The sequence below is a fragment of the Nocardiopsis baichengensis YIM 90130 genome (assembly GCF_000341205.1).
Taxonomy (GTDB): domain Bacteria; phylum Actinomycetota; class Actinomycetes; order Streptosporangiales; family Streptosporangiaceae; genus Nocardiopsis_A; species Nocardiopsis_A halophila.
This window is the reverse complement of sequence record NZ_ANAS01000001.1, coordinates 193,693-216,421: the sequence shown is the minus strand read 5'-3', so window position 1 is coordinate 216,421 and position 22,729 is coordinate 193,693. Positions and strand designations below refer to the sequence as shown.

Annotated in this window: 23 protein-coding genes; 9 read left to right on the top strand and 14 right to left on the bottom strand. The window is 75.3% G+C overall.

Going from position 1 to position 22,729, the window contains the following annotated elements:
• Window positions 1-79: 79 nt before the first annotated feature.
• Both C892_RS31700 and C892_RS0100885 read left to right on the top strand, forming a co-directional pair.
• Window positions 80-217, top strand: a complete 138-nt coding sequence (locus C892_RS31700; RefSeq protein WP_017555628.1) for a hypothetical protein — start codon at window positions 80-82, stop codon at window positions 215-217.
• A gap of 52 nt (window positions 218-269) precedes the next feature.
• Window positions 270-1,070: an alpha/beta fold hydrolase gene (locus C892_RS0100885; RefSeq protein ID WP_017555627.1), complete on the top strand. Its 801-nt coding sequence runs from the start codon at window positions 270-272 to the stop codon at window positions 1,068-1,070.
• On the opposite strand, the gene C892_RS0100880 is transcribed toward C892_RS0100885, so the two are convergent.
• A complete protein-coding gene (locus tag C892_RS0100880; protein ID WP_017555626.1) occupies window positions 1,058-1,498 on the bottom strand; it encodes a hypothetical protein in 441 nt (146 codons plus the stop codon). The genes C892_RS0100885 and C892_RS0100880 overlap by 13 nt on opposite strands.
• Before the next feature lie 245 nt (window positions 1,499-1,743).
• Window positions 1,744-2,400, bottom strand: coding sequence for a hypothetical protein (locus C892_RS0100875; RefSeq protein ID WP_239647217.1), 657 nt, complete (start codon window positions 2,398-2,400; stop codon window positions 1,744-1,746).
• A 198-nt stretch (window positions 2,401-2,598) separates the two neighbouring features.
• Between C892_RS0100875 and C892_RS0100870 the strand changes: the two genes are divergently transcribed.
• Complete coding sequence (locus C892_RS0100870; RefSeq protein ID WP_017555624.1) at window positions 2,599-3,321, top strand: CBS domain-containing protein; 723 nt, start codon at window positions 2,599-2,601, stop codon at window positions 3,319-3,321.
• 22 nt (window positions 3,322-3,343) lie between these two features.
• Here C892_RS0100870 and C892_RS0100865 read toward each other — a convergent pair whose 3' ends face one another.
• Entirely contained in the window at window positions 3,344-4,291 is a 948-nt protein-coding gene (locus C892_RS0100865; protein WP_017537390.1) for a LysR family transcriptional regulator, read from the bottom strand.
• A gap of 177 nt (window positions 4,292-4,468) precedes the next feature.
• Between C892_RS0100865 and C892_RS0100860 the strand changes: the two genes are divergently transcribed.
• The gene (locus C892_RS0100860) at window positions 4,469-5,398 is read left to right on the top strand and encodes a threonine/serine dehydratase (protein WP_017537389.1); all 930 of its coding nucleotides are present in this window, start codon (window positions 4,469-4,471) and stop codon (window positions 5,396-5,398) included.
• Window positions 5,399-5,423: 25 nt separating this feature from the next.
• Here the strand turns inward: C892_RS0100860 and C892_RS0100855 are convergent, their stop codons facing one another.
• On the bottom strand, window positions 5,424-6,188 hold the full coding sequence (locus C892_RS0100855) for a potassium channel family protein (RefSeq protein ID WP_239647215.1): 765 nt from the start codon (window positions 6,186-6,188) through the stop codon (window positions 5,424-5,426).
• A 108-nt stretch (window positions 6,189-6,296) separates the two neighbouring features.
• On the opposite strand from C892_RS0100855, the gene C892_RS0100850 reads away from it, so the two are divergent.
• Window positions 6,297-6,965, top strand: a complete 669-nt coding sequence (locus C892_RS0100850) for a lysophospholipid acyltransferase family protein (RefSeq protein ID WP_017555623.1) — start codon at window positions 6,297-6,299, stop codon at window positions 6,963-6,965.
• Between the two features lie 121 nt (window positions 6,966-7,086).
• The gene (locus tag C892_RS0100845) at window positions 7,087-8,091 is read left to right on the top strand and encodes a universal stress protein (RefSeq protein WP_017555622.1); all 1,005 of its coding nucleotides are present in this window, start codon (window positions 7,087-7,089) and stop codon (window positions 8,089-8,091) included.
• Window positions 8,092-8,117: 26 nt separating this feature from the next.
• On the opposite strand, the gene C892_RS0100840 is transcribed toward C892_RS0100845, so the two are convergent.
• The 3 genes from C892_RS0100840 to C892_RS0100830 form a co-directional block, all read right to left on the bottom strand.
• Window positions 8,118-9,014 (bottom strand): universal stress protein, encoded by an 897-nt coding sequence (locus C892_RS0100840; protein WP_026124056.1) that lies wholly within the window; start codon window positions 9,012-9,014, stop codon window positions 8,118-8,120.
• A gap of 137 nt (window positions 9,015-9,151) precedes the next feature.
• The gene (locus C892_RS0100835) at window positions 9,152-9,826 is read right to left on the bottom strand and encodes a response regulator transcription factor (protein ID WP_017555620.1); all 675 of its coding nucleotides are present in this window, start codon (window positions 9,824-9,826) and stop codon (window positions 9,152-9,154) included.
• A gap of 36 nt (window positions 9,827-9,862) precedes the next feature.
• Window positions 9,863-12,496 carry a cation-translocating P-type ATPase gene (locus C892_RS0100830; protein ID WP_051060458.1) on the bottom strand — a complete coding sequence of 878 codons (2,634 nt, stop codon included), beginning with the start codon at window positions 12,494-12,496 and terminating at the stop codon, window positions 9,863-9,865.
• Between the two features lie 203 nt (window positions 12,497-12,699).
• Between C892_RS0100830 and C892_RS0100825 the strand changes: the two genes are divergently transcribed.
• Complete coding sequence (locus tag C892_RS0100825) at window positions 12,700-13,341, top strand: CBS domain-containing protein (protein ID WP_017555618.1); 642 nt, start codon at window positions 12,700-12,702, stop codon at window positions 13,339-13,341.
• A 60-nt stretch (window positions 13,342-13,401) separates the two neighbouring features.
• On the opposite strand, the gene C892_RS0100820 is transcribed toward C892_RS0100825, so the two are convergent.
• Both C892_RS0100820 and C892_RS0100815 read right to left on the bottom strand, forming a co-directional pair.
• Window positions 13,402-14,895 (bottom strand): aminopeptidase P family protein, encoded by a 1,494-nt coding sequence (locus C892_RS0100820; RefSeq protein WP_017555617.1) that lies wholly within the window; start codon window positions 14,893-14,895, stop codon window positions 13,402-13,404.
• 46 nt (window positions 14,896-14,941) lie between these two features.
• The gene (locus tag C892_RS0100815; protein ID WP_017555616.1) at window positions 14,942-15,508 is read right to left on the bottom strand and encodes a GNAT family N-acetyltransferase; all 567 of its coding nucleotides are present in this window, start codon (window positions 15,506-15,508) and stop codon (window positions 14,942-14,944) included.
• Between the two features lie 154 nt (window positions 15,509-15,662).
• Between C892_RS0100815 and C892_RS0100810 the strand changes: the two genes are divergently transcribed.
• Complete coding sequence (locus C892_RS0100810; RefSeq protein WP_026124054.1) at window positions 15,663-16,763, top strand: pyridoxal-phosphate-dependent aminotransferase family protein; 1,101 nt, start codon at window positions 15,663-15,665, stop codon at window positions 16,761-16,763.
• Between the two features lie 92 nt (window positions 16,764-16,855).
• On the opposite strand, the gene C892_RS0100805 is transcribed toward C892_RS0100810, so the two are convergent.
• Both C892_RS0100805 and C892_RS0100800 read right to left on the bottom strand, forming a co-directional pair.
• Window positions 16,856-17,074: a DUF3099 domain-containing protein gene (locus C892_RS0100805; RefSeq protein WP_017537378.1), complete on the bottom strand. Its 219-nt coding sequence runs from the start codon at window positions 17,072-17,074 to the stop codon at window positions 16,856-16,858.
• 9 nt (window positions 17,075-17,083) lie between these two features.
• A complete protein-coding gene (locus C892_RS0100800; protein ID WP_017555614.1) occupies window positions 17,084-18,010 on the bottom strand; it encodes an oxygenase MpaB family protein in 927 nt (308 codons plus the stop codon).
• 155 nt (window positions 18,011-18,165) lie between these two features.
• Between C892_RS0100800 and C892_RS0100795 the strand changes: the two genes are divergently transcribed.
• The gene (locus tag C892_RS0100795; protein ID WP_017555613.1) at window positions 18,166-19,023 is read left to right on the top strand and encodes an alpha/beta fold hydrolase; all 858 of its coding nucleotides are present in this window, start codon (window positions 18,166-18,168) and stop codon (window positions 19,021-19,023) included.
• Here C892_RS0100795 and C892_RS0100790 read toward each other — a convergent pair.
• From C892_RS0100790 to C892_RS0100780, 3 genes are all read right to left on the bottom strand, one after another.
• The gene (locus tag C892_RS0100790) at window positions 19,010-19,525 is read right to left on the bottom strand and encodes a hypothetical protein (RefSeq protein WP_394296664.1); all 516 of its coding nucleotides are present in this window, start codon (window positions 19,523-19,525) and stop codon (window positions 19,010-19,012) included. The two genes, C892_RS0100795 and C892_RS0100790, sit on opposite strands and share 14 nt — an antisense overlap.
• Window positions 19,526-19,674: 149 nt before the next feature.
• The gene (locus tag C892_RS0100785; RefSeq protein WP_017555611.1) at window positions 19,675-21,390 is read right to left on the bottom strand and encodes a GMC oxidoreductase; all 1,716 of its coding nucleotides are present in this window, start codon (window positions 21,388-21,390) and stop codon (window positions 19,675-19,677) included.
• Window positions 21,391-21,526: 136 nt separating this feature from the next.
• Window positions 21,527-22,597, bottom strand: coding sequence for a nitronate monooxygenase (locus tag C892_RS0100780; RefSeq protein ID WP_017555610.1), 1,071 nt, complete (start codon window positions 22,595-22,597; stop codon window positions 21,527-21,529).
• Between the last annotated feature and the right edge of the window lie 132 nt (window positions 22,598-22,729).

The following is a 22,729-nucleotide window of genomic DNA, read 5'->3' as shown; positions in this document are numbered from 1 at the left end:
GCCGCCGGTCTCCTACGACCTCGGGTTGGCCGGGTGGGCCCCGACCGGACCTGGCGCCCGCTCCGGGGAATCGGCCTAGATGGAGGTGAACGAAAGGGGAACCACCATGGACTGGCCCACCGCGGCGATCATCATCGTCATCGTCCTCGCCGTGGCCTTCGTCATCGCCGCCATCGGCACCACCTACCTCGTCAGGGGGAGCAAGGACGACACGTGACCCGTCCCGCGGCGGCCGCGGGTGCCCTGCGAAGCGGGCGTAGAATGCGCGGATGCCGTACGCGACCGCCGCCGACCACTCCAAGATCCACTACGACGTGCAGGGCTCGGGCGAACCGCTGCTCCTGCTCGCCGGCCAGGCCAACGACCGGACCTGGTGGGACGGCGTGCGCCCCGCCCTGAACGCGGCGTTTCGCACCGTGGCGCCGGACCATCTGGGCACCGGGGGCTCGGAGGCCCCGGAGGGGGCCGAGTACTCCACCCGCAGGTTCGCCGCCGACGCCGTCGCCGTCCTGGACGACCTGGGCGTGGAGCGCGCCCACGTGTACGGCACGTCGATGGGCGGCAAGGCGGCCCAGTGGCTGGCGGCCGACCACCCCGGGCGGGTGGGCGCGCTGGTGCTGGGCTGCACCTCGCCGGGCGGCGCGAACGCGGTGCCCCCTTCCCCCGCCATCGCGCGCGCGTTGGGCTCACCCGACCGCGAGGCCGCGCTGCGCACCCTGATCGGCCTGATGTTCACGCCCGAGTGGACGGAGCGCCACCCCGGCCCCTACCGGGTGCTCGGGGACGCGGGCATGCCGCCGCACGCGCGCCGCGCCCACCTGGCGGCGAGCAGGGCGCACGACGCCTGGGAGGCCCTCGCGCGCATCACGGCGCCCACGCTCGTGCTGCACGGCAGCGACGACGCCTTCACCCCGGCGGCCAACGCGGCGCTGATCGCCGGCCGGATCCCCGGGGCACGCGTGCACCTGGTCGAGGGCGCCCGCCACGCCTACTTCGAGGAGCGGGCCGACGAGGCGACCCGGGCGGTCCTGGACCACCTGCGGCGCCACCCCCTGGTTCAGGGCCGGTAGCCCCGGGGGTCGCCCGGCCTGCGGCTGAAGGGGCGGGTCGTGCCCCAGGCGGGTTCGTCGGCGGGGGCGACGCCCCTGCGGCCGCCGCCGCGGGAGGGCGCCTGTCGGGCGCGCTCCTCCTCGACGAGCCCGCGGGCGGTGCCGTCGATGCCCGCGCGCAGGGGCGTGGGCCCGTGGCGCTCCCCTTCGATGACGGCGGACGCCTGCTCGGTGATCGGGGCGTCGAACCCCTCGGCGTCCGGGCTCTCCTCCACGGTCTGCGGGGCGAGCCGCCCGCGGATCCGCCGGGGGAAGCGCCCGCGCTCGGGGTCGGCGATGCCCGCGCGGAAGTACCGCCTCGGCCCGGCGGTCCCCTGCACGAGCCACCAGACGCCGAACAGGGCGCCCAGGAAGATCAGCGGTGCGAGGACCAGTGCCCATGCGGTCATCGTTCATCGCCTCCTCTCTCCCGAGGCGCTGACCGCATTCGGCGCCGCCATGCGGGGCCGCGCCGAATGCGGCCGAAGGTGAGGGCCCTCTCCCGGTCAGGTGAGCCGCCCCAGGACCCCGTCGGGCGCGGCGGGGGCATGGGCGGTTCCCTCTCCGGGTGCCTCTGTGCGACCGGCGCTTCGGTGCCCCGGCCCCGCCGTCGTGGGCCCGCCGCTCAAGGCGGGTCAGTCCACTTCAGTCCGGTTCAGTCCAGTTCGACGAGGTCGGTCCTGTTCGCCCGGTTGATCGCCTGCTTCACTCGATGGGCGAATTCGGCGATCCGGTCGATCTCGTCCCACCGGCGCCGGCGCGGCAGCCCGTAGTCGGTGACCTCGGCGACGTCGTAGCCCTCGACCTCGGTCTCCTCGATCCTGAGCCCCTTGTCGCCGAAGGACTCGCGCTTGCGCTCGACCGTCGTGACCGTACGGTAGCGGATCCAGTCGTCCCCGCTGTCGTAGACGCCGACGTCGTCGGCGCGCAGCGGGGCCGCCCGGGCGGCCCGCTCCAGCTTGGGGATGACGTCGTCCTGGAGCACGAGGAGCTCGGGGACGGTCAGGGTGCGCACCCGGCCGTCGAGGTCCTCGACCTCCGCGCGCGCCCGCTGGCCGGTGCGCGAGATGCGCAGCGCGAGCTCCTCGTCCTCGGCCAGGATCGCGGCGATGCGCTCCCGGCACTCGGGGACGGTGTAGGGGCGCGCGGTGGCCTTCTCCGTGCCCGGCTCCGGCCGGTAGGCGCCGTCCCCCTCCAGGGCGGAGGTCCGGTAGGAACGCCGCTCCGTACCCGCCAGGCCCAGACGGTCGATCCAGGTCTGCAGGTCCGATGCGAGCTTCTTGCGCCGGTCGAAGGCGTCGCCGAGGGTCATGTTCACGCCGGAGAACCTAGCCGCGCCCGTTCCCCGCGCGCCACCGCTTCTCCCCACGCGGCAGCGGTTCGTCCGTATCCGGCCATCGCCGCGACGAACGCCTCTGCCCGAAGGCACGGACGGCACTGACGGCGGGGGCGGGCGGAGGGGCAGGCTCGGAACCGCTTCCCTTCAGGTCCCGATTCCGAGGAGGGTCCGATGACCAGCTCCGTCAGTCGCGTCATGGCCACCGACGTGGTCTCCGTCGGCGAGGACGCCGGCTACAAGGAGGTCGTGGACGTCCTGGTGGCCCACGCCGTCAGCGCGGTGCCCGTGGTCGACGCCGAGGGCCGCGCCGTCGGAGTGGTGTCCGAGGAGGATCTGCTGCACAAGGAGGAGTTCAAGGACGAGGACGCCTCCGACGACTACCGGCCGCCGCTGCGCGCCCGGCTCCGTGCCCGGCTGGAGGGTGCGGGACTCCACGCGCACCGCGCCTCCGACAAGGCCGCCGCCTCCACCGCCCGGGAGCTGATGTCGGCGCCGCCGGTCACCGCCTCCCCCGACACCTCGGTGGTGCGGGCCGCCCGCCTCATGGAGCGGCACGGCGTCAAGCGCCTTCCCGTCGTCGACGACCGGGGGCGCCTGGTGGGCCTGGTCACCCGCAGGGACCTGTTGCGGGTCTTCGACCGGGCCGACGGTGACATCGCCGCCCAGGTGCGCCGGGAGCTCGACGAGACCCTGGGACCCGACGCGGGCCGCGCGGTGGCGGCCTCCGTCGACGACGGCCGGGTGCGGCTGACCGGCCGGGTGAACCGGCGCAGCGACGCTGAGCTCCTGGTACGCCGGGCCGGGTCGGTCGAAGGCGTGGTCTCCGTGGACGACGCGCTGAAGTGGCGCGTGGACGACATCGTCCCACCGCACGTGCAGTGGAGGACCCCCTGACCCCGGCCGGTGCCTGAGCACCTCAGCCGAAGCGCTCGGCCCCCCGTTCGCGCGCGCGGCGGGCCGATCCCTTGAGCACCTCCACCATCTCGGGGACCGGCCGCCAGGGGCGCCTCCGGTGCACGACGTAGATCTCGCGCGCCAGGGCGCGCCTGCGCGCACCGCCGGACGCCCCCGACAGCGCGCGCGCCACCCAGCCCTCCTTCGGGGCGGCGCCGAGGATCGTGCGGGGGATCAGGCCCACGCCCACGCCCGCGCGGATGAGCGCCAGCGTCACCTCGTAGTCGCGCGTCTCGTGCGCCACGGACAGCCGCAGGCCCGCCTCCTGGGCGGCGGCCTCCAGGGCGATCCGGTTCGAGATCCCCGGGGCCCCGCAGATCCACTCCTCCTCGGCCACGTCCTCCAGGCGCGGGTCGGTGCGCCCGCCGGCCGGGTGGCCCTCGGGCAGCACGAGGAGCAGCGGGTCGACCAGGATCCGCTCGCGGTGCAGCCCGGCGGCGGCCGGCAGCGGCACCCCCGGGTAGCGGTGGGTGATGAGCAGGTCCAGGTCGCCGGAGGTGACCAGGCCGTACCCGCCGGGCGGCTCCACGTCGGACAGGGCCAGCCGCACCTCGGGGCGGGCGCGCCGGAAGGCCGCCAGGGCGCTGGGCACCAGCGTCTTGCCGGCGCTGGCGAAGGCGCCGAGGGCGAGCCGGCGCGGCGCCTCGCCGGCCGCCGCGCGCACCGCGGCCTCGGCGTCGCGCAGGTCGCCCATCACCCGCTCGCCGTAGGCGAGCAGCTCGCGGCCGGCCCCGGTCAGGCGGACGCCGTTGCGCCCGCGCTCCAGCAGCGCGCAGCCCAGTTCGCGTTCGAGCTTGGACAGCTGCTGGGAGACGGCCGGCGCGGTGAAGGACATGCGCTCGGCGGCGGCGCTGATGGAGCCGGCGTGGGCCACCTCCACCAGGACGCGCACCCGGTTGGCGTCGAGCACCGCGCCACCTCCGGATCGGAGAATCCCCAGGCAGGCCCCGCCCCGACCGGCGGCCGGCCGACGCAGGGCGCCCCGGGCCGCCGCTTGTGCGGGACCTGCGCGATCTTAAAGGAACGCTTAATCAAGTTAAGCAGACACAACTTCACCTTAAGGCCGCGCGGCGGCAGAGTGGAGGCCATGACACCGAGCACCGCGATCCCCGCCCACCTGCCCACCTCGGGCGACGTCCGCGCCGCGGCCGAGCGCATCGCGCCGCACGCCCGCCGCACCCCGGTGCTGACCGCGCGGGTGGACGGCCGCCCGGTCACGCTGAAGCTGGAGCACCTCCAGCTGACCGGCGCCTTCAAGCTGCGGGGGGCGCTCAACGCACTGCTGGCCGGGCCGAAGGCCGCCAGCGTGGTGACCGCCTCGGGCGGCAACCACGGGCTGGGGGTGGCCACCGCCGCCCGGCTGCTCGGCATCGAGGCGGTGGTCTACGTCCCCGAGACGGTGCCCGAGGCCAAGGCCCGGCGCCTGGAGGCCTCGGGGGCCCGGCTCGTGCGGGTCGGCGAGCACTACGCGGTGGCCGCCGGGGAGGCGGTACGCCACGCCGAGCGCGAGGGCCTGCGCTACCTGCACGCCTACGACGACCCGGACGTGGTGGCCGGGCAGGGCACCATCGGGCGGGAGGTCGCCCAGGACGCCCCGGGCTGCGACGCGGTGGTCGTCGCCGTCGGCGGCGGGGGCCTGGCCGCGGGGGTGCGCCTGGGCGCCGGGGCCCGCACGGTGGTGGCGGTGGAACCTGAGGGGTGCCAGAGCATGCACGCGGCGGTGCGCGCCGGGGAGCCGGTCGACACGCCGGTGGACTCGGTGGCCTCCTCGGCGCTGGGCGCGGCCCGGCTGGGCGAGGTCCCCTTCGAGGTCCTGCGCGCCCACCCGGTGGAGACCGCCCTGGTCAGCGACGAGGAGATCGTCGCGGCGCGGGACCGGCTGTGGGAGGAGTTCCGCATCGCGGCCGAGCCGGCGGCGGCGGTGCCCTTCGCGGCCTGGCTGGCCGGGCGGGTGCCCGCCGAGCACCCCTGCCTGGTGGTCTGCGGCGCCAACGCCGACTGGAGGCCGGCGGACTGAGGGGCCGGCCGGGCCGAGGGGGCCGTCAGTCCCCCCGATCCGCCGGGGGCGGTGTCCGGCCCCCGGCCAGCTCGGCGCGGAGCGCGCGCACCTCCTCGGTCAGCGCGTCCACTTGGGCCTGGGTCGCGGTCGCGGTCTCCTGGGCGGTGTCGATCTTCTCGACGAACCAGGAGGCCAGCGTTCCGGTGACCACGCCCAGCAGGGCGATGCCGGCGGTGAACAGCACCACCGCGATGGTCCGCCCCCACAGGGTGACCGGGTAGAAGTCCCCGTAGCCGACCGTGGTGACCGTGGTCGCCGCCCACCACAGGGCCTCGGGGAAGGTCGTGATCACGGCGTCGGGCGCCCCGCGCTCGGCGTCGAGCACCGCCAGCGCGGCGCAGAAGATCAGCAGCGCCGCGCCGACCCCCGCGTACCAGGCCACGCTGCTGCGCAGGGTCACCATCTGCGCCCGCTTGTTCATGAAGCCCAGCACCAGGATCACCTGCACCAGCCGCAGCGGGCGCAGCACCGGCAGCAGGATGACCGCCAGGTCGAACAGGTTGCGGCGGATGAAGGGGGCCTTGCGCGGCGCCAGGGACAGGCGGGCCAGGAAGTCGGCGGCGAAGAGCGCCCACACCGCCCAGACCGCCGTGTCGCACACGGCCTCCCAGGAGTCGGAAAGGTCGGGGTCGATGATCGGCCAGGCGTAGGCGGCGAGGAAGACGCCCGCGGCCGCCATCAAGGGCGCGAAGGTGCGGCGCCGCCAGTTCTCCAGCCTGGTCTCGTCGGGGGGATCGGTGTCAGGCATGCCCATTCGCTTCGGTCGTCGTGCAGGTAGGCGTGGGGACGGGGCCGGGGGCGGCCCGCGAGGTGCCGGTGGCTACCCTGTCCGGGTCGCATCACGGGGAGGGGCCACATGATCCACACGGCACTGCGCAGGGCCGGCTCTGCCATCGGCCGGGCGCTCTACCGCCCGGATCTGCGCGGCCTGGAGAACATCCCCGCGAGCGGGCCGGTCCTTCTGGCATCCAACCATCTGTCGTTCTGCGACAGTGTCGCGATCCCCCTCGCGGTTCCGCGTCCGCTCCGTTTCCTCGCCAAGGCCGAGTACTTCGACGCACCCGGGCTCAAGGGGCGCGCCTCCCGCACCGCGTTCACGGCCCTCGGGGCGGTCCCCGTTCGGCGCGGCGGAGGTCGGGAGGCCGTCGACGCCTTGGATCTCGGCCTCTCGGTCCTCAAGGACGGCGGCGCCTTCGCGATCTACCCCGAGGGCACGCGCTCGCCCGATGGGCGACTGTACCGGGGGCGCACCGGGGTCGCACACCTGGCCCTGACGTCGGGCGCCCCGGTGGTCCCGGTCGCCGTGCAGGGCACCGACCGGGTCCAGCCCATCGGCGCCAAGGTGCCCAGGATCGCCCCGGTCAGCCTGAGCTTCGGAGAGCCGCTGGACTTCTCCTTCGGCTACGGGCACATGAAGACCGGCAGGGCGCGCAGGGTCGTCACCGACGAGGTGATGGACGCGATCGCCGCTCTGTCGGGCCAGGAACGCGCGGCCGGGTACAACCCGAGGTCGGCGGAGGACTGAGCACGGCGGGGCCCGTCGGGGGGACGAAGGTCCCGACCCGACGGGAGCGGCGGCGGTGCCGTACCGGGGCCCCGGTGGCCAGAATGGTCTCGCGGCCCCAGTCGGAGGAAAGGACCCCGCCATGAGCACGACGGACGAAGGCACAGGCTTCGGAACGGGACACGGCACCGAGCCCGCCGGGGAGCACGAGCGGCTCGGGCCCACCGCCATCGTCGTCGGTGTCGACGGCTCGCCCGGGGGCCGCGCCGCCCTGGAGTGGGCAGCCCGCGCCGCCGCCGTGCGCGGGCTCGAACTCCTCGTCCTGCACGCCCTCAACATGCCCCTGATCACGGTCCCCTTCGGCTATCCGGTGCGGATGACGCCGACCGCGGAGACCGCCGGGCGCGCCGCGCACCTCGTGCAGGCGGCCGTGTCCGGCCTGGCCGAGGCCCACCCGGGACTCGTGGTGCGCTCCCAGCTCTCCTCGTCCGACCCCGCGCACGCACTGATCGCCGCCGGGCGCACGGCCGCGATGGTGGTGGTCGGCTCGCGCGGCCTCGGCGGACTGGGATCGGTGTTCCTGGGATCGGTGAGCATCCGGGTCGGCGCGCACGCCCACTGCCCGGTCGTGGTGGTCCCCGGGGCGGCCGACGAGCACGAGGACCGGCCGGGCCGCCGGCCGGAGCACGGCCGCGTGGTGGTGGGCGTGGACGGCTCCCGGGACTCCGACGTCGCGCTGCGCTTCGCCCTCGACCACGCCGCCCGGACCGGCGCCGAGGTGGTCGCGCTGCACGCCTGGCTCATCTCGGCGCCCATCGACACCCGCGGCCTGGCGGACGCCTCCTATGTGGTCGAGCACCGCTTCGCCGCCGAGAGCGCCTACAAGCACGTGCTCACGATGGTGGAGGCGGCGCGCACCGAGGCGACCGCCGACGTTGCGGCCCGGGCGGTGGCGGTCGAGGACCACCCCGCCCACGCCCTGCTCACCGAGGGCGCCGGCGCCGACCTCATCGTCGTCGGATCGCGCGGGCGCGGCGGCTTCGCCGGCCTGCTCCTGGGCTCGGTCAGCCAGACCGTCCTGCACCACGCCGAGGTGCCGGTCGCGGTGGTGCGCCACCGGCGGACGGAGGACTCGGTGGCGGACTGACCGTGAGGACGCCGGGGGCGCGCCGCTCAGCGGGTGTCGGCGCGCACCACGGCGGTGGGGACGGTGCCGTGGGTCAGCAGCGACTGGCTGACCGACCCCAGCAGCATTCCCGTGAAGCCTCCGAGCCCCCGGCTTCCCACCACGAGCACGTCGGCGTTCTCCGAGGCGTCGATCAGGACCCGGGCCGGATGCCCCAGGACCGCCGACTCCTCCACCTCCACCTGCGGGTAGCGCTCGCGCAGCCCCGCCAGCGACTCGGAGAGCATGCGGCGCGCCTCCGCAGCGGCCGGCTCGAACTCCGCGGCCCCGGAACCGCGGTGCAGCGGGGCCTCCGACCCGCCGAAGCGTCCGTGGGAGAAGGATCCGTGGGCGGTGACCGCGCGCAGGGACGCGCCCCGGGCGGCCGCCGCCGCGAACGCCCACTCCGCGGCTGCGGCCGCGGCCTGCGAGCCGTCGACACCGAGGACCACGCGCCCGGTCGGCGGCTCGGGCTCGCGGTCGGGGACCACGACGACCGGGCAGCGGGCCGAGGCCGCCAGCTCCACCCCGGTCGATCCGAGCATCAGCGAGCCCAGCCTGCTCAGCCCGCGCGAGCCGATCACGGCGAGTTCGGCGCGGGCCGCCTCGGCGAGCAGGACGGGCGCGGCGTCGCCCACTGTGAAGTCCGCCTCGGTCCGCAGACCGGGGACACGCTCCTCGGCCCGCTCCCGCGCCTCCTCGACGATGCCGCGGGCCAGGTCGTCGACGGAGAAGTTCGGGATGCCCGCCGGCACACGGTGGTACAGCGGCCAGTCGAAGGCGTAGACGATGCGCAGGCGCCGCCCGCGCATCCGCGCCTCGTCGGCCGCCCAGTCCAGGGCCCGCATGCTCGCCTCGGTCCCGTCGACCGCCGCCATCACCGGTGCTTCCGGTCGCTCGTTCATCGCCGCCCCCAACGCCGGCCCCGACTGTGCAGGAGCAACGCTACGGAGCCGGACCGGGGCCGCAGCAGCGACGAAGGTTCGTCATGGACGGGACCTTTCGACCGCCCGCTCCGGAAGCGTCCTGGACCGGAGCGCCGTCAGTCCGAACCGTGGCGGCGGGACTCCTCGGACTTCAACCGGGCGGAGTAGGCCGCGGCCTGGGTGCGGCGCTGCATGTCCAGCTTGGAGAAGATGCTGGAGACGTAGTTCTTCACGGTCTTCTCGGACAGGAAGACGCTCTCGCCGATCTGGCGGTTGGTCATGCCCTCGCCGATCAGCTCGAAGACGCGGCGCTCCTGGTCCGACAGGGCTGCGAGCGGGTCCCCGCGCTCGGCCTCCGCCCGGATGCGCCTCATGAGCCGGGCGGTGCTGCGGTGGTCCAGCAGGGAGTCGCCCCCGGCCACGGTCCGGATGGCGCCCACGAGGTCGTTGCCGTGGATCTGCTTGAGCACGTACCCGGCGGCGCCGGCCATCACCGAATCGTAGAGCGCGTCGTCGTCGGCGTAGGAGGTCAGCATGAGGCAGGCCAGATCGGGCAGGCGGGAGCGCAGCTCGCGGCAGACCTCGACGCCGTCGCCGTCGGGCAGGCGCACGTCGAGCAGCGCCACGTCCGGCTCGACCGCGGGGATCCGTGCGAGCGCCCCGGCCGCGTCCGCGGCCTCGCCCACCACCTCGATGTCGGACTCGCCCCCGATCAGCGCCCCGACACCGCGCCGGACGATGTCGTGGTCGTCGACCAGGAAGACTCTGATCGCACGCTCGCCGCCCGCCATGACACGCCCCCTCGATCGGCTGCGCCGTGACCGAGCCTACTCCCCACCGTCCGCGCCCCACATCCGGCGGGCGTCCGAGCGGCGCCAGAGTGCCTTGTCGGTCTCCACGGCGGCGTATGCGGCGGCGCCGACGGCCAGCACCAGCGCCCAGGTGCTCCCGGCGACGGGCGCCGTGTGGAAGAGGGCGTTCATGACCGGGGTGTAGGTGAACAGCAGCTGCAGCACCGCCATCACGGTGATCCCCGCCCAGACCCACCGGTTGGGCCCGTGCGGGAGCAGCCGCTCCAGGGAGCGGCAGCTGATCAGGTAGGCGGCCTCGACGACGACGAACACGTTGACCGCCGCGGTGCGCGCCTCCTCGACCGGGGCGCCGCCCGCCAGTGCGTGGTGGAAGACGCCGAAGGCTCCGGCGACGAGGATGAGGGAGACCAGCACGATGCGGCGCACCAGGTCGCGGCTGAGGACGGGTGCGCGGGGCCGCCGCGGAGGGCGCCGCATGGTCTCCGGCGACCGGGGTTCGAAGGCCAGGGTGAGGCCGAGGAAGCCGGCGGTGGTCATGTTGATCCACAGGATCTGCACCGGAAGGATGGGCAGGACCGCCCCGGCGAGGACGGCGGCCATCACGACCAGCCCCTCGCCGATGTTGGTGGGCAGGGTCCAGGCGAGGAACCTTCGGAGGTTGTCGAACACGCCGCGGCCCTGTTCGACCGCGGCCTCGATGGTGGCGAAGTCGTCGTCGGCCAGCACCATGTCGGCCGCCTCCTTGGCGGCGTCGGTGCCCACCCGCCCCATGGCCACCCCGATGTCGGCCTGCCGCAGGGCGGGCGCGTCGTTCACGCCGTCGCCCGTCATCGCCACCACCTCGCCGCGGCGCTGCAGCAGCCGCACCAGGCGCAGCTTCTGTTCGGGCGAGACCCGGGCGAAGACGCCCGCCCGTGCCAGCGACTCCTCGTCCGCGGCGTCGATCCCGTCGCCGACCAGCACCTCGCCTCCGATGCCGAACCGGTCGGCGATGGCACGCGCGGTGGCTCCGTGGTCGCCGGTGAGCATCCGGACCCCGATGCCGGCGGCCCGGCAGGCGCGCACCGCCTCAATGGCCTCCGGGCGGGGCGGGTCGTGCATCGCCTGCAGGCCCAGCAGGGTGAGGCGGCCGGGCAGGTCGTCCTCGCGGACCGCGCCCGCGCGCTCGGGGGCGAAGCGGGCGAAGGCGAGAACCCGCAGGCCCTGCCCGGCCCATTCGGCCGCGGTGCGCCGGACCTGCTCGGCGCCTTCGGCGTCCAGGGCGCCCTCCCGCCCATCGGGGCCCAGGGCTCGCGAGCACAGCACGAGCACCCGCTCGGGCGCCCCCTTGACGTAGCCGGCCAGGCGGCCGTCAGCGCCCCGGTGGGCGGTGGCCATCAGTTTGCGCTCGGAGGTGAAGGGGAGCGCCCCCACGCGGGGCGCGCGGGCGGCCTCCTGCGCGGGGACCAGCCCCTGGGCCTGCGCCGCCGCCAGCAGCGCGGTCTCGGTGGGGTCGCCCACGGCCCGCCGCCCGTCCGGGCCGGTCGGCGCGGCGTCGCTGCACAGGACCCCGGCCAGCAGGCAGGCGCGCGCCGCGGCCCCCTCGGCCAGGACGCGCACCACGGTCATCTCGTTCGTGGTCAGCGTTCCGGTCTTGTCGGTGCAGATGACGGTGGTTCCGCCGAGGGTCTCGGCGGCGGTCAGCGTGCGGACGACGGCGTTGCGCCGGGCCATGCGCACCGCGCCGATGGCCAGGACGATGGTGATCGCGGCCGGGAGGCCTTCGGGGATCGCGCCGACCGCCAGGGCCACCGCGGCGGTGAACATCCGGTCCGGTGCCTCACCGTAGAGGGTGCCGACCGCGAAGGTGAGCGCCGCCAAGGCGACGATGACGGCGGTCAGGCGGCGGCTGAACACGCCGAGCCGGCGGGTCAGCGGCGTCGGGTGGCGGTCGGCGGACCCGACGAGCCGGTCGATGGCCCCGACCTCGGTGTCGGCGCCGGTGGCCACCACGATGCCGCGGCCCGTCCCGCGGGTGGTGACCGTTCCCGAGTAGGCCATGGCGGTGCGGTCGGCGAGCAGGGTCCGCGGGGCCACGGGCTCCGCGGACTTGGCGACCGGGGCGGACTCACCGGTCAGGGCGGACTCGTCGGTCTCCAGCTCCTCGGCGCCGACGATCCGCAGGTCAGCCGGGACCCGGTCGCCCGCCTGGAGCACGACGAGGTCGCCGGGGACCAGGTCCTGAGCCGGGAGCCGCCGCGCGGCCCCGTCGCGCACGGCCACCGCCTCCACCCGGACCATGCGCGCCAGCGCGTCCAACGCGCGCTGGGCCCGCGCCTCCTGGACATAGCCGATGGCGGCGTTGAGCACGACGACGCCGGAGATCACCCCCGCGTCGACGAAGTGCCCCATCGCCAGGGTCACCGCCGCCGCGACCAGCAGGACGTACACCAGCGGGCTGTGGAACTGGCGGAGCAGGCGCATGAGGCGCCCCGTCCCCTCGGTCCGGGGCAGGGCGTTGGCACCGAACGCGGCCAGCCGCCGGGCGGCCTCGTCGCGAGTGAGGCCCCTCTCCCGGTCGGCCGCCAGCGCCTCGGCGACCTCGGCCCCGCTCAGAGCATGGGCGCGCGCATGGAGCGGTGTGCCGGAGGTGGTGTCGGGGGTCGCCATGACGCCCACTCTGCCCAGGCCGCCCTGTGGCGGAGCAGAGACCTTCCGCCCGTAGGGCAGGGGATTCGGGACCGGATCCCTCCCGGTGACGGCCTGGTCCGCCGGGACCTCCGGCACGCGAAATCCGGTGATGGCCGCGGGAGCATCGATACGACGGCACCGTCCCCGGAAGGGCAGGCCGATCGTTCCCTAGGGGGAGGACCATGACCATCCGAGTGCGCAACGTGATGACCAACGGTGTGATCGCCGTCCGGCCGAGTACCGGGATGCGGGAGATCGCCCTCCTGCTCTCCCGCTATTCGATCTCGGCCGTTCCGGTGGTGGACGAGGACGGGCAGGTCCTCGGAGTGGTCTCTGAGAGCGACCTGCTGTACAAGCTGACCGAGGACCAGGACCGGGGCGACCCCTCGGCCAGGACGAAGCGCTCGGCGGTCACCGCCCGTCGGCTGATGACCGAGCCGCCCGTCACCGTCGATGTCCGCGCCGAGGTGGCCGAGGCGGCGGGGATCATGGAAAAGCACCGGGTCAAGCGCTTGCCGGTCATCTCCGAAGACGGAAGGCTGATCGGCATCGTCAGCCGCAGCGACCTGGTCAGGATCTACACCCGGCCCGACTCCTGGATCCAGGGGCGGGTCGAGCGCCTGCTGCTGCTGGAGTTCGACGAGCCGCAGGTGAAGGCGGAGGTGCGCAACGGGATCGTGACGCTGCACGGCAAGGTGCGGCTCCGCTCCAGCTCCATTGCGCTGGGCCGGGCGGTGCGCCACATCGAAGGGGTGGTGCACGCCGAGAACCGCATCGCCTTCGCGGCCGACGACATCTCCCCCTTCTCGCTCATGGCCGACTGACTCGCCCATGGCCGGCTGAGACGGCGCCCCGCCGGGGCGGCCCGGCGGGGCGCCGCGGACCTACACCTTGGGCAGGCGCTCGGCGAGCCAGGCCTCGACCTCGTCGGAGCGGCGGGGAAGGCCGGCGGACATGACGCGGTTGCCGTCCTCGGTCACGAGCACGTCGTCCTCGATCCGCACGCCGATGCCGCGCAGCTCCTCGGGGACCGTCAGGTCGTCCGGCTGGAAGTACAGCCCCGGCTCGACCGTGAGCACCATGCCCGGCTTCAGCTCGCCGTACAGGTGCTCCTCGGTGCGCGCCCGGGCGCAGTCGTGCACGTCCAAGCCCAGCATGTGCCCGGTGCCGTGCAGGGTGTACCGGCGCTGGAGCCCCAGCTCCAGCACGCGGTCGACCGGCCCCTCCAGCAGGCCCCACTCGACCAGGCCCTCGGCCAGCGCGCGCTGGGCGGCCGCGTGGAAGTCGCGGAACGGGCGCCCGGGGGCGACCGCCGCGATGCCCGCCTCCTGCGCCTTGTACACCAGGTCGTAGACGCGGCGCTGGAGGTCGGTGAAGGTGCCCGAGATCGGCAGGGTGCGGGTGACGTCGGCGGTGTACAGCTCGTGCGTCTCCACGCCGGCGTCGAGCAGGAGCAGCTCCCCGTCGCGCACCGGGCCGTCGTTGCGGACCCAGTGCAGGGTGGTCGCGTTGGGCCCCGAGGCGGCGATGGTGCCGTAGCCGACGTCGTTGCCCTCCACCCGCGCCCGCAGGAAGAAGGTGCCCTCGATGTAGCGCTCGGAGGTCGCCTTGGCGTTCGGCAGCGCCGCCACGACGTCCTCGAAGCCGCGCACCGTGGAGTCCACGGCCTCCTGCAGCTGCTCGACCTCCCACTCGTCCTTGACCAGGCGCAGGTCGTGCAGGGCGACGGCGAGCTCCTCGTCGCGCTCGGCCGCCTTTCCGGCGTCCCCGCGCAGGCCGTCGACGACCCGCTCCAGCGCCGCGTCGTGCCCGCGCACGATGCGGGTGGCCGCGCCGTCGGCCGCCTTCTCCAGGATGGCGGGCAGCTCGCGCACGTCGTGGGCGGCCAGCCCCAGGCGGGCGGCGCCCTCGGCCAGGCTGTCGCGGCGCCCGCTCCACAGCTCGCCGTGCCCGTCCAGCCAGAACTCGCCGTTCTCGCGGTTGGAGCGCGGCCGCAGGTACACGGTCACGTCGTGGCCGCCGGGGCGCGGCTCGAAGACCAGGCAGCCGTCGTCGGACTGGTCGCCGGACAGGTACACGTAGTCGCAGGCGGCCCGGAACGGGTACTCGGTGTCGTTGGAGCGGGTGGTGAGCCCGCCGGCCGGGACCACCAGCCGCTCACCGGGGAAGCGCGCGCTGAGCGCGGCCCTGCGGCGCGCCGTGTGGGCGGCCTGGGCGATGGGGGCGAGGTCGCGGGACTCGGTGTCGGCCCAGCCCGTGCGCATCCAGTCGGAGAGCTCCGCGGAGACCTTCTGCTCCTGACCGTTCTTGCGGGGCCGGAACACCGGCGCCTCCTGCCCCTGGGGGTCGTGCTGCTCGGTCACGGCTGTGGCCTCCATCGCTCGCTCGCTGCTGCTTCCGGGCCGCTTGTGGCGGCGCTCGCCGTCAATCGTAGGACGCCCCCGGGCCCGTCGGCCCCGTGGAGAGCTCTGCGGAGAACTCTGCGGAGAGCTCCTTGGAGAAGGCGTAGTAGCGGCGGCTCCCGTCGGGCCCGGTCCCCTCGTCCTCCGACAGGGCGTACCCCAGGCGCGCGTACATGGCCACGGCCTCGGGCTGCTCGGGGCCGGTCGTCAGGTAGGCCCTGGCGTACCCGCGGCGGGCGGCGGCCCCCTCGAGTCCGGCCATCGCCCGGCGGCCCAGGCCCTGGCGCCGGCGGCCCGCGTCGGTCCAGATGCGCTTGAACTCGGCGGTGCGGGCGTCCTTGCGCCGGAAGGCGCCTCCGGCGACGGGACGTCCGCCGTCCTCGACGAGCACCACGCCCCCGTCCGGGGCGCTGAACTCGGCGTCGGGGGTCCCGGCCAGCTCGCGCTCGGCGGCCTCGGGGCCGTAGCGCGCGGCGTACTCGGCGGCCAGCCCGTCCAGCAGGGGGGCGACCCCGGGGTCGCCCATGTCGGCCTCGCGGACCGCGATCCGCACCCCGTCGCCTCCGCGCCGCTGCGCGACCGCCTCCATCGGCACCCCTTTCCGCCGGCTTCCGTCCACCGGAAGCAGAACACGGCGTCTCCGCCGCTTCATCCCGGTGTCCGGCGAGGGATGGCGCACACGCCGGGCGCCCCGCGCACCCCTGCTCCCCCGCGGCTCCCGGCGGCACCTTAGAGTGGCGTCCATGCCTTTGATCGAGCGCACCCTCCTGGGTCCCGGACCGAGCAACCCCTACCCCGAGGCCGTGCAGGGGCTCTCCGCCCCGATCCTCGGCCACCTCGACCCGGAGTTCATCAAGGTCCTCGACCGCACCGGTGAGCGCCTGCGCGCCCTGTGGGGCACCGCCAACCCGCTCACCCTGCCCCTGTCGGGCACCGGGTCGCTGGGCATGGAGACCGCCTTCGCCAACACCGTGCGCCGGGGGGACACCGCCGTCGTGGCGGTCAACGGCCTCTTCGGCGAGCGGATGTGCGAGGTCGCGCGGCGCTACGGCGCCGAGGTCGTGCGGGTCGACCACGCCTGGGGCGAACCGGTGGACGTGCAGCGCGTACTGGACGCCCACCCGGCGCCGGCGATCGTCGCCGCCGTGCACGCCGAGACCTCCACCGGCGCGCTCAGCGACATCGGCGCGCTGGGCGCGGCGCTGCGCGCGCGCTCCGACGACACGCTGCTCATCGCCGACTGCGTGACCTCGCTCGGCGGCACCGAGGTCGCCGTCGACGAGTGGAAGGTGGACGCCGCCTACTCGGGCACCCAGAAGTGCCTGGGCGTGCCCCCGGGCCTGGCCCCCTTCACCTTCTCCGAGCGGGCGTGGGAGCGCCGGGTCGAGGACCCGCCCGTCTGGTACATCGACCTGGGCCTGCTGGGCGCCTACGTGCGCGGCGGCCCCGGCGGCGGCCGCGCCTACCACCACACCGCGCCGGTGGGCATGGTGGCCGCCCTCGACGCCACCCTGGAGCGGATCGAGCAGGAGGGCGTGCAGGAGGTCGCGGCCCGCCACCGCGCCGCGGGGCGCGTGCTGCAGGAGGGGCTGCAGGAGATGGGCCTGGAGCTGTTCGCGGCCGAGGGCCACCGCCTTCCGCAGCTGACGTCGGTGAAGGTCCCCGAGGGCGTGGACTCGGCCAAGGTGCGCGAGCGCCTGCTCACCGAGTACGGCATCGAGATCGGCGCCGGCGTGGGCCCCTACGCCTCGACGGTCTGGCGGATCGGCCTGATGGGCCACAACGCGCGCCTGGACCGCGCCGAGCTGGTCCTGGGGGCGCTGCGCGCCGTGCTGCGCGACTGACCGCCGACACCGGGCGGCACCGGGCGAAACCGGGGCGTCCCGCGCGCGTGCGGGGCGCCCCGTCCTCGGCATGCCCGGCCGGCTCGGCGGGCTCAGTCGGCGTTGGGGCCGTAGCGGGCGTCGTGGTCCCGGGGGTCGCCCGGGTCCTGCGTGTTGCCGATGACCGCCGCGACCGGCGGCAGGACCATCGCCACCGCGCACATCGCCACCGCCCATCCCACGCCGAACAGGTAGTAGACGGGCAGGGAGCCGCCGAAGAGCAGCAGGCAGGCCCCCATCAGCCAGGCGTACCGGCGGATGCGCCGCTTCATGCCCCCAGGCTACTCCGGGCCGCTCCGGGCGCGCGGGGCCCGCTCCGGCCAGGTGCGCGGGTCGCGCAGGCCCGCGAAGCCGCGGGAGACGTCGTACCCGGCCTCCTCCAGGCGCCGCCGCGCGGTCCGGGCCCGTTCGACGGTGGCCTCGTCGAACACGCGGTTGTACACCTCGTCCGGCAGGGCGTGCAGCCCCGCGCGCAGGGCGCGCAGGGAGGCGGTCGCCGCCGCCTGCGTCCCCGGGGGCTCGGGCAGGACCCCGTACTCCCGGCGGGCCCACCCCGGGAGCGTGTAGTAGGACAGCGCGCCGACGGGCAGCCACAGCGGTTTGAACGGCGCCAGCGCCCGCATGCGGCGCGGCACCTCGGGCCACAGCAGGAACCGCACCGCCTGCCGGGCCTGCTCCCCGGCGCGCAGGCGCGGGCGCACCGACGCCAGGTAGGCGCGCATCTGGGCGGCCGACGCGGGCACCGAGGCGGGGTCCAGGCCCACGTGGGCGGCGGTGCGGGCCTGCTCGGCGAAGTAGCGGTCGGCCCCGTCCGGCCCCAGGCGGGCCCCGGCGCGGGCGACGACCTCCAGGTAGGAGACCACCTCGGCGCAGTGCACCCACAGCAGCAGGTCGGGTTCGTCGACGCGGTGCCGGGCGCCGGTGGCGGGGTCGGTGAAGCGCAGGCGCCGGTGCACCGCGCGCACCCGGGCGCCCAGCTCCTCGGCCTCCCGGGGGCTGCCGTAGGTGGTGGCGGCGACGAAGTCGGCGGTGCGCAGCAGCCGCCCGGTGGGGTCGTCCATGAAGTCCGAGCGCTGCCAGACGCCCTGCATCGCGACCGGGTGCAGCGCCTGGAGCATCAGGCCCCGCACACCGGCGACCCACATCGATCGGTCGATGTGCAGGCGCCAGGTGACGCTCTCCGGGGGGACGGCGGTCGGCTGCTCCATGCGGGCGCTCCCTCCGGCCGCGGTGCCCGCGGCCCTTGCGGTGTCCCCCGGGCACGATTCTAGGCGGGCGTCCGGTCCGACGGCGGCGACCGCTAGATTGGGAACCGTTGTCGAGCCGCACCGCACCCTTCCGACCCTTTCGACCGAGGAGCGCCATGGACCCCCTCCCCTCCGGCGGCGCCGAGCGGATCACCCTCGGCGTGCGCGGCATGACCTTCGACGCGCTCGCGGCCGGGCCCGCCGACGGCCCCCTGGCGCTGTTCCTGCACGGCTTCCCCGAGTTCGCCACGTGCTGGCGCGAGCAGCTCGCCGCCGCGGCCCGCGCGGGGTTCCGGGCCGTGGCCGTGGACCAGCGCGGCTACTCCCCCGGCGCCCGCCCCGAGGGCACCGGGGCCTACACCGTGGACGAGCTGGTCGCGGACGTCTTCGGCTTCGCCGACGCACTGGAGTACGAGCGCTTCCACCTCATCGGCCACGACTGGGGCGGGGTGCTGGCCTGGCCTGCGGCGGCGCGGCGCCCCGAGCGCATCCGCACCCTGACGGTGCTGTCCACCCCGCACCCGCGCGCGCTGAACGAGGCCGTGCGCGTGTCCAAGGAGCAGCAGGAGAAGCTGTCCTACATCGGCCTGTTCCGCATGGAGGGCAAGGCCGAGGACGTGCTCCTGCAGGGCGGCGCCGCCACGCTGCGGGGCGTCTACGAGGGGCGGGTGCCCGCGCCGCTGGTCGAGGACAACGTGCGGCGGCTGGCCGAGCCGGGCGCGCTGACGGCGGCGCTGAGCTGGTACCGCGCCCTGGAGGGCGACGCCGCCGACGCCGGCCCCGTGCAGGCCCCCACCCTGTACATGTGGGGCGAGGGCGACCTGGCCTTCGGCCCGGAGGCCGCCGAGGGGACCGGCGCGTGGGTGGAGGGGCCCTACGAGTACGTGCGTCTGGACAACGCCTCCCACTGGCTCCCCGAGGAGGACCCCGAGCGGGTCATCCCGCCGATCCTGGAGCACTTCAAACGCGGCTGACGCGGCGGCGGACGTAGGCGACGGTGAGGGCCGCCAGCAGCGGTCCCCACAGGAGCATGGGGAGGTACGCGGCGAGGACCCAGCCGCCGGGCGCCTCGGCGTCGAAGGTCCCGCCCGAGCCGGCGATGTCCGGGCTGATCGCGCGCGCCTGCTCGGGGGTGACGAACCCGAAGACCGTGTTGAGCAGCCAGTACGCGGTGAGCAGGGTGACGGCGGCCGCCCCCAGACCGGCGGGGACCGCGACGAGGGGGACGGGGATGCGGCGCCCTCCGACCAGCGGCACCCGTCCGGGCACCTCCTCTCCCCACCGGTGCACCAGGACGAGCCCCGACAGGCCGAGGGCGAGTTCGGCGCCGCTGAGGGCGACCGGGTACCACCCGCCCGGATAGGCGATCAGGTGCACGCGCCAGAGCACGGAGGGCAGAAGGCACAGCGGGATGGCATAGGCGGCGGCGTACGCCCGCACCGGTACAGGGTTCCTCCTCGTGTCCACCGCCGCCATCGTGCTCGTCCCCCTTCGGCCTCGGAACCGTTCACCGCCTGAGCGCAGGCGGACCGTTCCAGGCTCCCGCCCCGGCCTCGCGCGCGTCCTCCCCCGTGTGAGGGACCAGGGGCCGCAGGCCTCCCCTCGGAGAGGGGAGGCCTGCGCGCTCAGGCCGGGAGCCGCTCGGCCAGGCGTGCCGCGAGGGCCAGGCCGGTCAGGACCGGGTTGGCCGAACCGACCGTCGGGAATACCGACTGGTCGCAGGCGTAGGCGTTGGAGACATGGTGGAACCGTCCCGACGGGTCGGTGACCGAGGAGGCCGGGTCCTCCCCCATCCAGAGGGTGCCCGCCTCATGGAAGGTGGTGCCCAGCCCCCGGTGCCACTCGGGGAACGGCCGCTGCAGGGGGAAGGGCGTGCTCTGCCACGCCCCGTCGTAGAGGTACTGCACGTTCCGCGGTGACTCGGCCAGGCCCGAGGCGAAGGCGAGCGCCGCCTCGTCCATGGACTGCCAGGTCTTCTCGTCCTCAGGGGGCAGGCCGAGGTTGACGAACGCGCGCGCGGCGCCGAACTCGTCGCTCTCGAAGGGACTGAGGTCGATCCAGCTCTTGGCGGGGTCGTGGACGGGGGCGGTCCGGTCGCCGTGCATCTCGCCGACGCAGCGCAGGGTGAGGGCGACCCAGTCGGGGTCGGTGTTGGCCAGGTGCGCGCGGAGCTGCTCGATGTCGGGCACCATGCGGAACAGCAGCTCGTCGGAGCCCGCGGCGCTGGTGGAGGCGGTCACCTGCACGTGGAAGCGCCCGCTGGGCGCCAGGCCGCGCACCAGGGCCGCCGCCGTCTGGACCCGGGGCGGCAGCGCGGGCAGCTCCGAGCGGTGCAGGCGCACGGTGAAGTCGCTGCGCACGTGCGCCATCAGGTTGCGCCCCATGAGCGGCGCGGGGAAGGACAGCAGCGCCATGCGGGTGCTCTCCACGGCGCCCGCCGCCAGGACGACCGCGCAGTCCGGCGTGACGGGAAGGAAGCGGCGCACGCCCTCGGCGTCGGCCTCCACCGTGTGCACCGTGCCCCCGGAGGCGTGCAGGCGCACCACGTGCGCACGGGGGACCAGGAAGAGCCCGCGCCGGGCGTCGTCCCCGCCCGAGGCGGCGACGTCCGCGCGCAGCGCGTCGAACAGCAGGGGCAGCGCGCTGTACTTGTCGAAGGAGAACAGCCCTGAGACGGGCGGCTCGCCCTGGACCGCCAGCGGGGCCGGCTCCACCCCTTGGTCACCGAGCGCGCTCTCGACGAAGGGGGTGCCGACCGCCGAGTGCGCGAAGCGCGGCGCCAAGGCGTCGTTGAGTTCGCCGAAGATGAAGTCGGTCCCGGGGACCACCCCGGTCTCGCTCTCCGCCTCCAGGTAGTACCGCTCCAGGTCCGAGGCGGTCTCGCCGGGCCAGTGGACCAGGTCGCCGGCGGTCAGGCGCGGGCACCACCCGCCCCAGTAGACCGACTTGCCTCCCAGGCAGTACGCGGTTCCGGGGAAGGCGACGTTGCCCCTCCAGGGCAGGCCCCAGACGGCCTCGCGAGGCGCGCCCGGGTCCTGTTCGGGCGGGATCGGGGCGGGCACGTCCAGGCCCAGGCGGCCCATGTTCTGGACGTGCTCGGGGATGAGCAGTCCCCCCGCGTCCAGCAGCAGGACCCGCGCCCCGGGACGGGCCCGGCGGATGCGCACCGCGAGGTAGGCGCCGTAGGCGCCCGCCCCCGCGATGACCGCGGAGAACGGGGGGCCGCCGGTGGTCGCCTCGTCCCAGGTGTTGCACAGGTGGCGCCCGAGCGCGTCGGTGGTGAACGCCGTGGACTGGATCGTGGTCTGCTCCCTGGTGGGAGCGAGAACGGGAAGGGGCATGGCCGTGCCTCCCTTCCGCGCCACAGGCGCGCGGCCGGGCACCGCGCGTGCCCGGCCGCGGGAAGTACCGCGATCGTCGCACGCCCGCCACCGCGGCGGAAGCACCCCCACGGACGACTCACTCCGCGGGCAGGCCTCAGGGGCGGGCGGGGGCCGTGGTGTCGGCGCCCTCGGCCAGGGAACGGACGACGTCGGCCGCCGGGCACTCCTCCGCTGAGCGGTAGGCCGTGCCCGCCCACAGGTGGAGGCGGTCGGTGTCGCCCTCCTTGGCCGCTGCGGCGCGCATGGGACCGGTCAGGTAGTGCACCTGCGGGTAGGCCGCCGGGGCCTCGGACGTGTGCGCGGACAGGAAGCGGTTGACCAGCCCGCGCGCTCTGCGGCCGCTGAAGGCCCGCGTCACCGCCGTGCCGGGGAAGACCTCGTCGGCCAGCGCGCGCTTGTGGGCCGCGGAGGCCCCGCTCTCGTCCGTCCGGAGCAGGACCGTTCCCACCTGGGCGGCGACGGCGCCGTGGGACAGGACCTTGCGGACCGCGGCGGCGTCGCCGATGCCTCCGGCCGCCACCAGCGGGAGGTCCACGGCCTCGCGGACCCGCCCCAGCAGGTCGAGCAGCGGCAGGGTGCGCTCTTCGGCGTCGTCGAAGGACCCCTGGTGCCCGCCGGCCTCGGCGCCCTGGACGCACAGGGCGTCGGCCCCCGCCTGTGCGGCCGCGCGCGCCTCGTCCGGGGTCGTGACGGTCACCATGACGGCGCTGCCCGCCGTGTGCAGGGCCGCCGCCTCGACCGCGGCGGGGGCGCCGAAGGTGAAGCTCACGACCGGGACGGGGTCCTCGAGCAGGAGGGCGAGCTTGGCGGGGTAGTCGTCGTCGCTCCACCGCGGCTCGCCCGCCGCGGCGCCCAGCGCGTCCATCTCGGGAGCGATCTCGCGCGCGTAGGCCCGGACGCGCTCCCGGTCGGCCGTGTCGGGGCCGGGCACGAACAGGTTGACGCCGAAGGGGCGCCCGGTCAGCTCCCGGGTGCGGGCGATCCGGGAGGCCAGCGCGTCGGGGGACGCGTAGCCTCCGGCGAGGAAGCCCATCCCGCCCGCTTCGTTGACCGCGGCCACCAGCTCGGGGGTGCTCGCACCGCCCGCCATCGGGGCGCCCACCACAGGGACCGCCCCGGGAGCCTGGAAAGCGCTGGTCACCACGGTCTGTGTGCTCTGCCGCACGGTCGCCCGACCTCCTCTGCCCGGTTGCGCCTGCAGCCTGCCACACCCCGCGGCGCGACGCGCAACGGGGTCGGCCCGGAGGAACACCGGCGGTCTCTCTCGCCATCGAGAGAGAATGAGGTTACCCTCAAC